This window comes from Streptomyces sp. 8N616 (assembly GCF_052246385.1).
Taxonomy (GTDB): domain Bacteria; phylum Actinomycetota; class Actinomycetes; order Streptomycetales; family Streptomycetaceae; genus Streptomyces.
The window spans coordinates 126,545-141,522 of record NZ_JBQQBY010000008.1 but is presented as its reverse complement, the minus strand read 5'-3'; the positions used below and the strand labels follow the sequence as shown (position 1 = coordinate 141,522).

Sequence of the window (14,978 nt, the reverse complement as noted above, 5' to 3'; positions counted from 1 at the left end):
ATGGGAATGGCCAAGCTGCTGGTGGCGAACCGGGGCGAGATCGCCGTCCGGGTCATCCGCGCCGCCCGTGAACTCGGCCTCCAAGCCGTGGCGCTGAGGTCCCGCGACGAGGCGGACGCGCTGCACACCCGCCTGGCGGACGACGTCGTGGAGCTGGAAGGCGAGGGCCCTGCCGCCTTCCTGGACGCGGCCGCGGTGGTCGCCGCGGCCGTACGCGCCGGCTGCGACGCCGTACACCCCGGCTACGGGCTGCTGGCCGAGAACGCCGACTTCGCGCGGCAGTGCGGCGACGCGGGCCTGACCTGGGTCGGGCCCCGCCCGGACGTGCTCGACGTCTTCGGCGACAAGAGCGCGGCCCGGCGGCTCGCCGCCCGCCTCGGGGTGCCCGTACTCCCGGCGACCGAGGGGGACACCGCGCTCGAGGAGGCCCGCGCGTTCATGCTCGGCCTCGGCGAAGGGGCGGCTGTGATGGTCAAGGCGCTCGCGGGCGGCGGCGGGCGCGGCATGCGCGCCGTGTACGGCATCGAGGGGCTGGCGGAGGCCATGCGGCGCTGCCGCTCGGAGGCCGCCCACGCCTTCGGCTCCGACGCGGTCTACGTCGAGCAGTTGCTGACCCGGCCCCGCCATGTCGAGGTGCAGGTGCTCGGCGACGGCACGGGCGCGGTCGTCTCCTGCGGCGACCGCGACTGCAGCCTGCAGCGGCACCGGCAGAAGCTCGTGGAGATCGCGCCCGCACCGGACCTGTCCGATGCGGTCCGTGCGAGGCTGCACGACGCGGCGCTCCGGATGGCCCGGGACGTGGGCTACGAGGGCCTCGGCACCTTCGAGTTCCTGCTGGACACCGGCCAAGACCCCGGCGCCCTCTTCTTTCTGGAGGCCAATCCGCGGGTCCAGGTCGAGCACACCGTCACCGAGGAGGTCACGGGAACGGACCTGGTGAAGGCCCAGCTGCGGGTGGCGGCCGGTGACACGCTCGACCGGATGGGCGTCGAGCGGCCGCCGGTCTCGCGCGGGTGTGCCGTGCAGGTGCGGGTGAACGCGGAACGGCCGCTTCCCGACGGGTCGGTGCTGCCGGCCGCCGGGACGCTGGACTCCTTCTGGCCGCCGAGCGGGCCAGGCGTCCGCGTGGACACGGCCGCGTTCCCCGGCAGCCGGATCAGTCCGCGGTTCGACTCGCTGCTCGCCAAACTGGTCGCGCACGACGGCTCGGGCGGACTGCCCGAGGCGCTGGCCCGCGCCCGGCGGGCACTGGCCGAACTGCGAATCGAGGGAGTCGACACCAACATCGGTCTGCTGCGCGGGCTGCTGGAGGCACCCGACGTCATCGCGGGGCGGCTGCACACCGGGCTGGTCGACGACCTGCTGCCGGGGTTGCTGGCGGGCCTGATGCCGGAGGCGGTACCCGAGCCCGGACCGGAGGCACCCCATGAGGCGGGCACTCCCGCTCCCGTTCCCGCTCCCGGGGACGTACTCGCCGTGGACGCCCCCATGCCCGGCACGGTCGTCGAGGTCGCCGTCCACGAGGGGCTGCGCGTACGGGCCGGAAGCACGCTGCTGGTCCTGGAAGCCATGAAGATGGAGCACCTCGTCGAGGCGCCGTGCGACGGCGTGGTCCGCTCCCTCGGCGTGGAGCCCGGCGTCCTCGTCGAGCACGGAGAGCGCCTGGTGCTGATGGAGGCGGCCGAGGCGGGGGCGGGGGAGGCGCCGCAGAACGAGCAGGCGGACCTGGACGAGCCGCGCCCCGACCTGGAGGAGGTGCTCGCCCGCAAGGAACTCGGTGCGGACTCCGGCCGTCCCGGGATGGTGGCCCGCCGGCATGCCGGGGGCCGGCGCACGGCCCGCGAGAACATCCTCGACCTGTGCGACCCGGGCAGCTTCGTGGAGTACGGAGGCCTGGCCATCGCCGCCCAGCGCTCGCGCCGCTCCCTGGACGACCTGGTCCGCCGCACCCCCGCGGACGGGCTGGTCGGCGGGGTCGGCACGATCGGCGCCGGCAGCTTCGGCCCGGAGGCCGCGCGCGTGGTCGCCATGTCGTACGACTACAGCGTGCTGGCCGGAACCCAGGGCCATATGGGGCACCGCAAGAAGGACCGGCTCTTCGAACTCGCCGAACAGGCGGGACTGCCCGTCGTCCTGTTCGCGGAGGGCGGCGGCGGCCGTCCCGGTGACGTGGACGGCATGACGGTCTCCGGTCTCGACTGCATGGCGTTCTGGCTGTTCGCCCGGCTCAGCGGGCAGGTGCCGCTGGTCGGCATCGGATCCGGGCGCTGCTTCGCGGGCAACGCGGCGCTGCTCGGTTGCTGCGACGTCATCATCGCCACGCCGGACGCGAACATCGGCATGGGCGGCCCGGCGATGATCGAGGGCGGTGGCCTCGGCCGGTTCGCGCCGGAGGACATCGGGCCGTTCGAGGTCCAGACGGCGAACGGCGTCGTCGACATCGAGGCGGCGGACGACGCGGACGCGGTACGGCTGGCCCGGCGGTATCTGTCCTACTTCCAGGGGCCTGTGGGGGAGTGGGAGGCCCCTGACCAGCGGCGGCTGCGCCACCTCGTACCCGAGAACCGCGTGCGGGCGTACGACGTTCGGGCCGTCCTCGAGACGCTCGCCGACACCGGCTCCGTGCTCGAGCTCAGGCGGCGGTTCGGGCGCAGCGTCATCACGGCCCTCGCGCGCGTGGAGGGGCGGCCGTGCGGGGTGCTCGCCAACGACCCGCGGCACCTCGGGGGCGCCATCGACTCCGACGCCGCCGACAAGGCCGCCCGCTTCCTGCAGCTGTGCGACGCGTTCGGGCTGCCGGTCGTCTCGCTGTGCGACACCCCGGGCTTCATGGTCGGCCCCGACGCCGAGCGGACCGCCACCGTCCGGCACGTCAGCCGGATGTTCGTGGGCGCCGCCGCGCTGACGGTCCCCATGGGGGTCATCGTGCTGCGCAAGGGATACGGGCTCGGCGCGCAGGCGATGGCGGGCGGCGGCTTCCGGATTCCCCGGTTCACCGTGGCCTGGCCGACCGGCGAGTTCGGGCCGATGGGCCTGGAGGGCGCCGTACGGCTCGGCTATCGCAAGGAGCTTGAGGCGATCGACGACCCCGCCGAGCGCGCGCGGGAGTTCGAGCGCCGGGTCGCGGCCGCGTACGAGCAGGGCAAGGCGCTCAACGTCGCGTCGGTCTTCGAGATCGACGACGTGATCGACCCGGCCGAGTCGCGGCGCTGGATCAGCACACTGCTGCGTGAGGCGGAACCCGGCACGCGCGGATCCCGCCCGTTCGTCGACACGTGGTGACCCTGCGCCGCCCAGGTGTCCCGCGGATCGCGCCGCCTACGGCGGGCGCCGTGATCCTCCGGACGCCCCAGCCGGGCGAGACCGCGGCTTCGGCACTCACCCCTGCTCTGTTGTGGGGTGCTCGTCTGTGGGGTGCTCATCCTCGGAGCCCGGTGGCACGATCCGCAGGGTGCGCTCCAGCCAGGCCGAGACCAGGTCGATGGGAGCCTCCAGTAACGTGACGCCGTCCGGAGAGGTCAGGGAAACGTGGAGCAGGCTGCGCTCGCCCGCCTTCGACGGCCAGATCCGCACATCGCCGTAGCCGGCCGGCCGGTAGATCCCCTCGACCAGCAGCTGGCGCGCGAAGGACCAACTCACCGGCGACTGCGACTCGGTGTGGAAGGTGAAGTGCACCGCGTGCGGGTCCTCCGTGCGGTACGTCAGACGGGCGGGGACGGGGATCCTGCGCTCCGGTGACAGGGCCAGGCTGAACACCAGGTCACGTTCCACCACCGTGTGTATCAAAAGCCCTCAGCCATCCCGTCGCTTACGGATCTTCATGCCGTCCCCACCGACTCCTCACGCCCCGGGGGCGATCTTCTTACGGGAAGTCAACCCGTCAGGGATATGGGGGCGGTAGGTTCCTCGGTCGTCGAATGCGCTTAAACCGCTTAATCTCCGACCCGGGGACCGAACCCGCCGTGAACAAGCCCAACCAGGCGTTGCAGCAGGCGATTCGCGCGGCTGGATGCAGCTACGCGGAGCTCGCGAGAGAGGTGCGGACCGTCGCCGCCGAGAGCGGCAGGACCCGGCTGCGGACCAACTCCTCCGCCGTGTCCCACTGGGTGTCGGGCACCCGCCCGAACGACGTCACCTCGGCCTTCCTCGCCGAGGCCCTCTCCCGGAAGCTCGGGCGCCCGGTCACGGCCGGGCAACTGGGCCTGGGGACGCGTGGGGAAGCGCACGACGGCCAGGAGCCGGCTGTGGGAAGCGGCCCGGCCGGGGATCCGGTGGACGCCCTCACGCGCCTGGGGCGAGCCGACATCGAGCGCTGTACGGCCGTGACCTCGGCGGCCTACTCGGTCGGCGCCGCCGCGCTCCCGCTGGGCTGCGCCGACGAGTTGGCGGCCCGCGGCCGTTCCGCCGCTCTCGGCTCGGGGACCGCGGGCAAGGGCGAGATCGAGGCCGTGAAGGACATGACTCGGCTGTTCACCGCCATCGACGAGCGCTACGGCGGACAGCACGGGCGCTCGGCGGTCGTCCAGTATCTGGTGTCCGACGTGGCCGCGCTGTGCAGGGCGAGATTCCGCACCGAGAACCAGCGGCGGGAGATGCTGTCGGCGGCCGCGTCCCTGGCGTATCTCGCGGGGTGGAAGGCGTACGACGCGGGCGAGATGGGACTGGCCCAGCGGTACTACCTTCAGGCGTACCGGCTGACCCAGGAGGCGGACAACGAGCTGCACGGGGCGTTCATCCTGCGGATCCTGGCCCACCACGGCCTGGAGGCCGGCCGCCCCGAGCACACGCTGGCGCTGGTCGACGCGGCGCTCGACCGGGTCAAGGGGCGCACGGACCCCGCCACCGAGTCCCTCTACGTCATCACCCGCGCCCGCGCGCTCGCGGCCAAGGGCATCCGGCGCGAGGCCGTCGCCGAGTCCGCCCGCGCGGCGCGGATGGTCGAGGGCGCCGACGAGTCCGAGATGCCGTACTGGGCAGCACTGTGGGGTTCTGCGGCGGCCTGCGTGGAGGCTCACACCGCCAAGGCGGCCGTGAGCCTGGGTGAGTTCGCCGCAGCCGAGCGTCACTTCTCCCGGGCGGTCTGGAGCCGGTCCGGCTCCGAGTACCAGCGCATCGCGGCGCTGAGCGTCGCCCACGAGGGATCCATGCAGTGCCGCCAGGGGCGCCTCGAGCAGGCCTGCGACACCTGGGCGAGGGCGCTGGACATGATGAGCGGGGTGCGCTCGGCCCGGGTGCGCGGGGCCGTCGCCGGCATGAGCGAGGACCTCGGGCCGCTGATGCGGCGCGGCGCCCGCACGGCCCTGGACTTCGACGAACGGGTCCGGGCGTGGTGGCGGGACGGCCGGGCGTGACGGTGCGGCTCACGACCTCGGGTGCCGCAGGCACGGGATCCGGCGCGTCGGCCCCCGGGCCGCCTGGTGGACCAGTGGGATCCGATGCGCCGGGGACGGCGCGGCGGATCCCCGGACGCACTCCTTCCGTGGCCCGGATCGCCGCCGCCGGATTCGCCGGTACCGTCATCGAGTTCTACGACTTCTTCCTCTACGGCACCGCCGCGGCCCTCGTCTTCGGACCGCTGTTCTTCCCGAACTTCTCGCCGACCGCGGGAACCCTCGCCGCTTTCGGCACCTTTGCCACCGGGTTCCTGGCCCGGCCGATCGGCTCGCTGATCTTCGGACACATCGGTGACCGCTTCGGACGGCGTCCGGTCCTCCTCCTGACCGTCCTCCTGACGGGGCTGGCCACCGTTGCCGTGGGCCTCCTGCCCGGGTACCACCGCCTGGGCGTCGCCGCCCCCGTCGTCCTGGTGCTGCTCCGCTTCCTCCAGGGCCTGGGTCTGGGGGGCGAGTGGACCGGTGCCGTGCTGCTCGCCACGGAGCACGCGCCTCCCCGGCGCCGAGGCCTCTGGGCGGGCTTCCCGCAGACCGGCCCCGCGATCGGCTTCCTGCTCGCCAACGGAATGACCCTGGTGCTGTCCGCGGCCCTGACGGACGAGCAGTTCCGGTCGTGGGGCTGGCGGGTGCCGTTCTGGTTCGCCGGACTGCTGACGATCGCCGGGTATGCGCTGCGCGCCCGGCTCGAGGAGACCCCGGAATTCCGGGAGCTCGCGCGGAACCGCTCGCTGGCCCGCTCGCCGGTGGCGCAGGTGCTGCGCGGGCAGTGGCGTCGCGTACTGCTCGTGGCCGGAGCGGTGACGGCCGGATACGCGATGCACTACGCGGTGACGACCTGGTCGCTCGCCTACGCCACGCAGTACCTCGGAATGGCGCAGGGAGCGGTGCTGACCTGCCTCATGGTGGCGATGGCGGTGATGGGCGCGGCCACGCCGGTCGCGGCCCTGCTCGGCGATCGCTTCGGGCGGCGGACGCTGAGCCTGGCCGGGTGCGCGGCGATGGCGGTGTGCGTGCTCCCGTACCTCGCCGTGCTGAGGACGGGAGAACCGGTCCCGCTCGTGACCGCTTCGACGGTGACCCTGCTGGCGCTGATCGCCACGATCGGGGTCCAGGGCGCATACATCCCCGAACTCTTCGACGCCCGGCTGCGGTGCACGGGAACGGCGGTCGCGTACAACCTGGGCGCGGTGCTCGGCGGGGCACTGACCCCGCTGGTCGCCACGCGGCTCGCCGGGGGCGGGAGCGGCTCCGGGACACGGGGCGTGGCGCTCTACCTGCTGGCGCTCTGCGTGCTCAGCCTGGGCTGTTTCGCCGCGCTGCCGGACACCCGGGCCGCTGCCGGAGCCGCCGCCGGGGCCCCCGCCGCCGAGCCCGGCGGGGCGGCTGGAGCTGCGGGCGGGGCGAACACGGGGCAGCCTGGTCGCATGGAGGATGAGACCCAGCGGCGGCAGCCGCCCGTGGTGGTGGACCCGCCGCTCGACGGCCGCCGCCGCGTAATGATCAACGGTGCCGACGTGGGAGCCGCCGTCAGCGCGGACGAGCTGCGCGGGATGCTGCGTCGCGCGGACCTGGCCGGGGAGGACGTGAATCTCGACGATCCCGGCCTGATCGAGTGGCGCGGCGGCGGACCGGACGACTGGCCGGCCACCTGACACCCCGCCGTCAGCTCCCCGCCGACGGCACCTGCTGACGGCCCGCTGAGCCGCCCGCGTCGCCCACTACCCGACCATCCGACTGGTCGGTACGGTGGAGTCCGACGGGCCGGGGAGCCGAGGGGGCGGACCCTGGGGGCGGACTCCTGGCTGGGTAGGGATGGGGGCTCATGATGGCTGCTGTTCACGGGCACTGCGACACGAGGTTCGAGGCCGTACGGGAGGCCTTCGACGAGAGCTTCCGCACCGGAGGGGAACTCGGGGCGGCGGTATCGGTGCTGGTCGGTGGTCGGCTCGTGGCCGACCTGTGGGGCGGCTGGGCGGACGTGGCGCGCACCCGCCCGTGGGAGAGGGACACGCTGGTCAACGTGTGGTCCACGACCAAGGGCGTGACGGCCCTGTGCGCGCACCTCCTGGCCGATGAAGGGCTCCTCGATCTGGACGCGCCGGTCTGCGGCTACTGGCCGGAATTCGCCGCCGCAGGCAAGGAGAAGGTGACCGTCCGCCATCTCCTCTCCCACCGGGCGGGTCTGCCGGGCCCGCGTGAACCGCAGTCGGTCACCGACCTCTACGACTGGGACCTGACCGTCTCCAGGCTCGCGGCGACGGAACCCTGGTGGGAGCCCGGCAGCAGGTCCGGATACCACGCGGTGAGCTACGGCTTCCTCGTCGGCGAGGTGATCCGCCGGGTGTCGGGCCGGACCGTCGGCGCGTACCTGCGGGAGAAGGTGACAGGCCCGCTGGGCATCGACTTCACCATCGGCCTGCCCGGAGCGGCGGACGGCAGGGCCGCGCAGCTGGTCGCCGAGCGGCGCGATCCGGGCAGCGAACAGGAGAGGGTCTTCGCGCAGTTGGATGCGGCGGCCCTCGCCGCGCTGGGCAACCCCCTCGTCGGCCCGGACGACGCCAACACGCTGCCCTGGCGCCGGGCCGAACTCCCCGCCGTCAACGGCCACGGAACCGCCCGCGCGGTCGCCGCGCTCTACGGCATCCTCGGCGGCGGCGCGCTCCCCGGGCAGCGCCGGCTGCTCAGCGACTCCGCGGCCGAACGCGTACGGGAGGGCCAGGGGGCGTGCGTCGACCTGGTGCTGGGAGCGGGTTTCGGCGGTGAGACCGAGATCGCGCTGGGCTGCTGGCTGAGCGGATCACGTCGCTCCTACGGCCCCAACCCGCGCGCTTTCGGCCATGACGGCTACGGCGGCTCCTTCGGTCTGGCCGACCCCGAGGCAGAAGTCAGCATGGGGTACGTGATGAACCGCATGGGTCCGCACATCGCGGACGACCCCCGCAAGATGGCCTTGATCGACGCCGTCTACGGCGCGCTCTGAGCACGCCGGAAGCGTCAACTCCGGTCATCCGGGGCCCCGGGTGACGACCCTCGTCCCATCCTGACCCGAAACCGCGATTTCTCGCCGTTCCCCGAGTCTTGTTTCGGTCTTGCCGTGGCCGGGTTGCGGCGGGGACATTACGGACTATGGCGGTAGTTGTGCTGGTGGGGGCCCTGGACACCAAAGGCGTGGAGTACGGCTGGGTGAGGGACCGGCTGCGTCGCAGAGGTGTCGAAGTGGTGCTCGTCGATGTCGGCATCATCGGTGAGCCGCCGGTACGGCCCGACATACCGCGCTCCGAAGTGGCGCACGCCGCGGGGACCGATGTGCGCTGGCTGAAGGAGATGGGTGACCGGGGTGCGGCGGTGACGACCATGGCCAGGGGAGCGGCCGAGGTCGTGCGCCGGCTGCACGCCCAGGGCCGGCTGCACGGTGTGATGGCCGTCGGCGGCAGCGGCGGCACGTCGATGGCGACGCGGGCGATGCGCGCCCTGCCGCTGGGCGTACCGAAGTTGATGGTGTCGTCGATGGCCGCGGGCGATGTGACCCCGTACGTCGGGTCGTCCGACATCGCCATGATGTACAGCGTCGTCGATATCGCGGGGATCAACCGGGTCCTGGCGCCGGTCCTGGCCAACGCGGCGGACGCGATCGCGGGCATGGCGAAGGGCTATTCCGCCTCGCCTGCCGCGCGCTCGGTGCAGTGGGGGCGTGCGGGCGGCCGCCCGGTGGTCGCGGCGACCATGGCGGGCGTGACGACGCCGGGCGTCGACGCCGCCCGGGAGCGGCTGGCCGAACTGGGCTACGAAGTGCTGGTCTTCCACACCAGCGGCGCGGGTGGCCGGTCACTGGAGGCGATGGCGGGGCAGGGCCTCTTCGCCGGCGTGCTGGATCTGACGCTCAGTGAGCTGGCCGACGACCTGGTGGGCGGCATCCTCTCCGCGGGACCCGACCGGCTCAGGGCCGCCGGGCGCCGGGGCACCCCGCAGGTGGTCAGCCTGGGGGCGCTGGACATGGTGAAGTTCGGTCCTCTCGAATCGCTTCCCGAGCGCTTCCGCTCCCGCCTGGTCCGGGTCCACAACCCCTCCATCACGGTGGTCCGCACCTCGGTGGCGGAGTGTGCCGAGCTCGGCCGCCGCGTCGCCGCGAAGCTGCGGGCGGCGACGGGGCCCGCGGCGGTGTACGTCCCGCGGCGCGGGCTCTCGACGCTCGGCGCCCCGGAAGGCCCGTATCACGACCCCGAGGCGGACCGTGCGCTGTTCACGGCGCTGCGCGAGGGACTGCGCTCCAGCGACGTCGAGCTCCGGGAGCTCGACACGCACGTCAACGACCCGGAGTTCGGCCGTGCCGCGGCCGAGCGGCTGCACGGGATGATCACCGCGGGCAGGGAGCGGGCGGCCGGCTGAGCGGCTCCGGTCGTCCTCCCGGTCGTCCTCCCGATCGTCTTCCACGAGGCCTGAGCAGGAGGCCAATAACAGGTGACCGCCGTGCACGGAGGGGGTGAGGCCTTGATTGCGTTTTCAACTCAGCCCTATGCCGCAGGCGCTCACGGGGACCATACTGCGGGGCCATGACCCTCACGGCCGACACCATCACCGCTGAACGGCTCGAGGAACTCCTCGCCGATCAGTCCATCCCCGTCGTGCACCGGACTCTCTGGCTCCTGCTGTGGGAAGGGGAGGTGCCCGTCCTTGAGTTGCTCTCCCTCGACGTCGGGGACGTAGCGCTCGACTCCTTCGGCGAGCGGGCCACCGCTCTGCTCAGCGAGCTGATCGGGGACCGGGACTCCGGCCCGCTGTTCTCCGTCGGAAGCCGCTCCCTGAGCTGGGACGAGGCGGTGCAGGCAGCCGGGGACCAGGGGCACGGCATCCACGCCTTCCGTACCGGCGGCAAGCGGAGCCGGCAGCCCGAGTAGCCGTCGGGCCGGGTACGTCTCACCGTCGCCGCCGTACGTGCGGCGGTCCGGCGCCGGGGAAGTAATGAACCGCAGCCGTATTGACGGGCCTTGGAGGCCGGTCTGAGAATGACGTGTCATTCCGCCGATGCCAGGGGGGCCCGTGCCGAAGGGTGTAGTCGACAAGCGGGACGCGATCCTGCGTGCCGCGGGGAAGGTCTTCGCCGAGCGCGGCTATCACGCGACGGGCATTTCCGACATCGCCCGGGAGCTCGGCGCCGGGCACGGCACGTTCTACCGGTATTTCAAGAACAAGGAGGACATCGCGCGCAGTGTGGTGTCGCGCGCCCTCGGGCGGGTGACGGACGCGCTGTCCGATGAGGACCCGGGCTCCTCCGAGACGCTGGGGCAGTACCGGGAGCAGGTCAGGCGGATCGGCCACAAGCTGTTCGATCTCGTCGTCGCGGAGCCCGAGTTGTGCCGCATTCTCTTCTACGACGCCATAGCGATAGACCGGGCGGAGCCCCGGGCCGCCGGGCAGGCCATGGAGGCGGCGGCCGCGTACACCGCCGCGTTCATCCGCAACGGGCAGGACCGCGGCTTCCTGCGCCGGGACGTGGATGCGCACGTGGTCGGGCTCGCGGTGAACGGGGTGATCGTGACCGGGGCGGTGCGGCTCCTGCATGTGCAGGACCCCGGCGCCATGCGCGAGCCGTGGATCCACACGGTGGAGACCCTCATGTTCGACGGCCTCGGCTCCTCCTGAGCCGCGGCCCGCAAGGACCGCAGTTTCTTTTGTCTTCCGAGCGGAATGACGTGTCATTCCGGAAAGGGGAGCACGATGGTCCAGGTCGACGTCTTCTGGTCGTACGGCATCGGCGCGAGCTTCGCGACGGCCGCGGCCCACCAACTCCGCAGCAGGGCCCGCAGCGCCGACGGCGCTGCCCGGTGGTCCTGGTCCGACCCTCACCTCATGGCCACCGCCCTCTACTGCGCGGTGCTCTTCGCACCGAGCGGCGCATGGCTGCTGTGGGGCTTCCCCGACTGGGAGACGATGCAGGTGGCGCGTGGGCACGGTTCGCTGCCCGCCTGGCTGGTCGCGTTGTTTGCCGCGACCAACGTGAGTCAGGGCGTGCTCGGCTACTGGGTGGCGGCGCGGCTGATCGCCTCCGGCCGGGTCTACGCCGCCTTCCTCCAGGCGGGAGTGGGCTACCTCGGGATGTTCTTCATCCTCGTCCACGGCTGGGACGGGCGCGGGTACCAGCGGTTCTTCTCCGCGGACCGGGAGGTGTTCGCGGCCTGGCCGAGCCGGCCGGGTCCGGATGAGGCCCTGTCGCGCGCGGGCGACTGGCTGAGCTCGCCGGTCGCCCTGACGCTGTACGGGATGGGAGCCGTTCTCGTCCCGGTGATGCTGACGCTGATGGTGTCCTGGCTCAGGCCCGGGCGGCGCGAGCCGGGTGCCGCCGCGGCACCGGGCCGGCTCCGCATCGTGGGTGCCGTGCTCGGTGCCGTCTTCGGCGTGGCGCTGGGTACAGCCGTGGCCGCCAGCGTCCTCGTTCATCTGCTCGGCTGGTGGCTCGGCGTCCCCGTCGCGGCCGCCGTCACCGCGCTGCTCGTCGTACGCCGGGGAACCGGCGCGGCGCACCGCGTCTTCGGGCTGCTCGCGCGGCCGGACCGCCAGGCGCCCCGGCCGCGGAGCGTGCTCGCTGCCGGGCGATGACCCCTTCCGCCTGGAGGCGGGGAACTCCCTGCGGCCGTGGGCCGACTACCTCGACCGGCCGGCGCAGGCCGGCCCGGTCGGGGGCGGCAACCCCGACACCGTGCGGTGGATCGTCGGCACGATCCACCCGGCAAGGTGGAGGCGGCGCAGTAGATGCGCTCCGTCTCCGTTCTGAACGCCGCCGCCTCCCTGTGCGACCGCCTGCACGTGCTGCACGACGGCGCCGTCGCCGCCTCCGGGACTCCGCGCGACGTTCTCACCCCGAGCTGCCGGAGGGGTCTTCGGGGTACGCGCGGCGGTGGTAAAGCACCCGTCACCCGCGACCCGCTGACCGCTTTCGACCACCGCTCCCCGGCGGCGGACGCCGGGGAGCGTGATCAGCGGAGCCTGCCGCTCCGAAGTGACGGGGCCGGCCGTTTCGCAGGACGAGCCGCGCGATCTATCGGGCCGGAAGGACCGTCCGGCCGGCTCAGGCCCCGAGGGCCGCACGGGCAGCCGGGACGACCTCCTCCGCGAACAGCGCCAGCTGCCGCTCATGGTCGTCCGCGGGCCAGTAGACGAACCCGTTCATGCCGAAATCCCGTACGACGGAACCGAGTTGGTCGACCCACTGCCGTACCGACCCCTGAAAGGGCGCGGAGGACTCGGGGCCGATGATGCCGCCCAGGTTGTAGACCTTGCGGATCGCCGCCGGGTCCCGGCCGGCTTCCTCCACGCCCCTGTCCAGCTGAGCGACCGCATCCCCGAGCCGGTCAAGGCCGAGGAAGCCGAGCGACGGCAGCCACCCGTCGGCCCGCGCCCCGGTCAGCCGGATGGTCCTCGGCCCGTACGCGCCGAGCCAGATCCCCAGGTCCGGGCCGGGAGCGGGCCCCGGGTGGACACCGGCCAGGCGGTAGTGCTCTCCCTCGAAGCGGACGGACCGCTGCCCGCTCCACATCAGGCGAATGACCTCAACGGCCTCCTCCAGCGCGTCCGCGGCCTCCCTGCGGTCCCGCCGCGGCCCGCCCATCGCGGCGATGGCGTCCCAGAAGGCGCCCGCCCCGAGCCCGAGCTGGACGCGCCCGCCACCGGTCAGCACATCGAGGCTGGCGGCGGCCTTCGCGAGCATCGAGGGAGGGCGCAGCGGCAGATTGGCCACGGTCGGGACGAAGGTGATGCTCCGGGTCCGTGCGGCCAGATAGCTGATGAGCGTCCAGGTGTCGTAGAACGCGGACTGGTACGGATGGTCCTGCACGGTGACCAAGTCCAGCCCGGCGTCGTCCACCAGACGTGCCAGCCGCTCCGGGGCCTGCGGATCGGCCCAGGTGGGATCGATGTTCGCGCCGAACAGCACAGGGAGTGTCATGGGCCGAACCCTAGGCGGCGCCGGGGCCGGAGCGTGGGCGGCGCGGCCAGGACCGGCGCCACCACGCTGATCGGCCTGCTCCCCACGTACGCCACGCTGGGCCCCGCCGCGCCGTGGCTGCTCACGCTGTTGCGCGCCCTGCAGGGCTCTCCGCCGGGGGCGAGTTCGGCGGCGCCGTATCGGTCATGACGGAGTTCGCACCGCCGGACAGGCGCGGCTTGTACGGGTCGTGGCGGTCCTTCACCGTGGCGCTGGGCCTGCTCGGGGGCGCGGGCGCGGCAGCGCTGCCGGCGACCGCCCTGACCGAATCCGACCTCAACGCCTGGGCTGGCGGCTGCCGTTCCTGCTGACGCCGCCCATGGGGCTCGCAGCCCTGTGGCTGCGGCTGAGGCTGGAGGAGGCGCTCGCGTTCCGGCGGTCCCGGGAGGCGTCCGGCGCGTCCGGCAAGCAGGAGACGGTCCGGACCGCCGACGCGGCCGAGGCCACCGCTGGCGAAGTGGTCAGGGCCAAGACTGAGGCCCTGTTGAGCCCTGGGATGTTGAACGTCAAGCTCAGCGAATCCGGCCCGGGTTCGAGTTCGGGGGCAGGTGGCTTTGCCACCCAGGGCGGCGTCAGGCCCGGCCGCCGGAGCGGGTCTCGATGTCGTGCAGGAACGCGGGCACCAGGCTGTTCATCACCTTCACCGGTATCGCATGCCCGGCCCCCGGGGCGACCTCGATCCGGGCGGCCGGCAGGAGTCGGCGGGCCCTGGCTTGTGCGCGGCGGGCGTCGGTGGCTCGGCTGTCGCCGCCCAGCAGGAGCAGAACAGGTGTGGTGACCGACCTCAACTCCTCGTCGCGGATCCTCTGCGGCGGGATCAGCCGCCCCCGGAAGCCGTGCATGGCCTCCAGGGCCACCCTTGCCTGCGCCTCTGCGGCCTCCGCCGTCTCGCCCGGATCACCGACGAGCCTGTCGAACCAGCGGCGCCGGAAGCCCTCGGAGCCGCTCACCATGGCGGCAACGGCCCCCAGGACGAAACCCGGCCTGAGCGGGGCCAGAGCCCGCACCGGTTCGGCCAAGGTGACCGAGGCGAGTCGGCCGGGGGAGCGTGTGGCCTGATTGAGCGCCACCCAGCCGCCGTAGGAGAGCCCGACCAGGTGCGCACGGTCCACACCGAGCCCTTCAAGGACCTCTTCCAACCAGTCGGCCATCTCGTCCGCCGTACGGATCGGGGCGGTCTGCGTGCTGTAACCGGGCTCGCCCACTCGGTCGATGGCCAGGACGGGGTGGTCCCGGGCGAACGCTGCGACGCTCGACGCCCACACCGCCGGTGTCGCATTCTGACCATGCAGCAGTACCAGAGGGATGCCGTCGGACTCGCCGTAGCCGTAAACGCGGGTGGTGCCCACGCGCGTTGGGATGTCCCGTTGCCGGCGCGGGCCCGGCCAGTACTCCATGGCACGGTCGTACGCGGCCAGGAAGCGCGCCCGCGCCTCGTCGCCGATGAACGAACCCATGTGTGTGCCCGCACCCATACGACTCTCCCCCCCAACGGCGATTCGGCCCGGCCGCCACCGAACCGATCTTCGCAGGAACACGAACCCGAACTGCAACCGGGTCGGTGACCGGCCGATCGCCGTCCAATCGGGGCCTACCAGATCAGGTCC

General features: G+C 72.9%; 10 protein-coding genes and 3 pseudogenes. 10 read left to right on the top strand and 3 right to left on the bottom strand.

The features are described 5' to 3' along the window. The gene (locus tag ACTWQC_RS09915) at positions 1-3,282 is read left to right on the top strand and encodes a carboxyl transferase domain-containing protein (RefSeq protein ID WP_443315218.1); all 3,282 of its coding nucleotides are present in this window, start codon (positions 1-3) and stop codon (positions 3,280-3,282) included. A 96-nt stretch (positions 3,283-3,378) separates the two neighbouring features. Here ACTWQC_RS09915 and ACTWQC_RS09910 read toward each other — a convergent pair whose 3' ends face one another. Further along, positions 3,379-3,783: an SsgA family sporulation/cell division regulator gene (locus tag ACTWQC_RS09910; protein WP_443315286.1), complete on the bottom strand. Its 405-nt coding sequence runs from the start codon at positions 3,781-3,783 to the stop codon at positions 3,379-3,381. A gap of 179 nt (positions 3,784-3,962) precedes the next feature. Here ACTWQC_RS09910 and ACTWQC_RS09905 point away from each other — a divergent pair, with 179 nt between their 5' ends. The 8 genes and pseudogenes from ACTWQC_RS09905 to ACTWQC_RS09870 all read left to right on the top strand — a co-directional run. After that, a complete protein-coding gene (locus tag ACTWQC_RS09905; RefSeq protein ID WP_443315217.1) occupies positions 3,963-5,351 on the top strand; it encodes a hypothetical protein in 1,389 nt (462 codons plus the stop codon). Positions 5,352-5,479: 128 nt separating this feature from the next. Beyond that, a pseudogene (locus tag ACTWQC_RS09900) lies at positions 5,480-6,787 on the top strand (MFS transporter); the annotation flags it as partial. 431 nt (positions 6,788-7,218) lie between these two features. Continuing rightward, positions 7,219-8,373 carry a serine hydrolase domain-containing protein gene (locus ACTWQC_RS09895; protein ID WP_443315285.1) on the top strand — a complete coding sequence of 385 codons (1,155 nt, stop codon included), beginning with the start codon at positions 7,219-7,221 and terminating at the stop codon, positions 8,371-8,373. A 146-nt stretch (positions 8,374-8,519) separates the two neighbouring features. Next, positions 8,520-9,779 (top strand): Tm-1-like ATP-binding domain-containing protein, encoded by a 1,260-nt coding sequence (locus tag ACTWQC_RS09890; protein WP_443315216.1) that lies wholly within the window; start codon positions 8,520-8,522, stop codon positions 9,777-9,779. 164 nt (positions 9,780-9,943) lie between these two features. After that, complete coding sequence (locus ACTWQC_RS09885; protein ID WP_443315215.1) at positions 9,944-10,288, top strand: hypothetical protein; 345 nt, start codon at positions 9,944-9,946, stop codon at positions 10,286-10,288. A 142-nt stretch (positions 10,289-10,430) separates the two neighbouring features. Further along, the gene (locus ACTWQC_RS09880) at positions 10,431-11,033 is read left to right on the top strand and encodes a TetR/AcrR family transcriptional regulator (RefSeq protein WP_443315214.1); all 603 of its coding nucleotides are present in this window, start codon (positions 10,431-10,433) and stop codon (positions 11,031-11,033) included. A gap of 75 nt (positions 11,034-11,108) precedes the next feature. Further along, positions 11,109-11,987 carry a hypothetical protein gene (locus tag ACTWQC_RS09875; RefSeq protein ID WP_443315213.1) on the top strand — a complete coding sequence of 293 codons (879 nt, stop codon included), beginning with the start codon at positions 11,109-11,111 and terminating at the stop codon, positions 11,985-11,987. Positions 11,988-12,146: 159 nt separating this feature from the next. Continuing rightward, positions 12,147-12,350: pseudogene (locus ACTWQC_RS09870) on the top strand (ABC transporter ATP-binding protein); the annotation flags it as partial. A 106-nt stretch (positions 12,351-12,456) separates the two neighbouring features. Here ACTWQC_RS09870 and ACTWQC_RS09865 read toward each other — a convergent pair. Next, a complete protein-coding gene (locus tag ACTWQC_RS09865; protein WP_443315212.1) occupies positions 12,457-13,332 on the bottom strand; it encodes an LLM class flavin-dependent oxidoreductase in 876 nt (291 codons plus the stop codon). Between the two features lie 51 nt (positions 13,333-13,383). Here ACTWQC_RS09865 and ACTWQC_RS09860 point away from each other — a divergent pair. Beyond that, positions 13,384-13,757: pseudogene (locus ACTWQC_RS09860) on the top strand (MFS transporter); the annotation flags it as partial. A gap of 186 nt (positions 13,758-13,943) precedes the next feature. On the opposite strand, the gene ACTWQC_RS09855 reads toward ACTWQC_RS09860, so the two are convergent. Continuing rightward, positions 13,944-14,846 (bottom strand): alpha/beta fold hydrolase, encoded by a 903-nt coding sequence (locus tag ACTWQC_RS09855; protein WP_443315211.1) that lies wholly within the window; start codon positions 14,844-14,846, stop codon positions 13,944-13,946. Between the last annotated feature and the right edge of the window lie 132 nt (positions 14,847-14,978).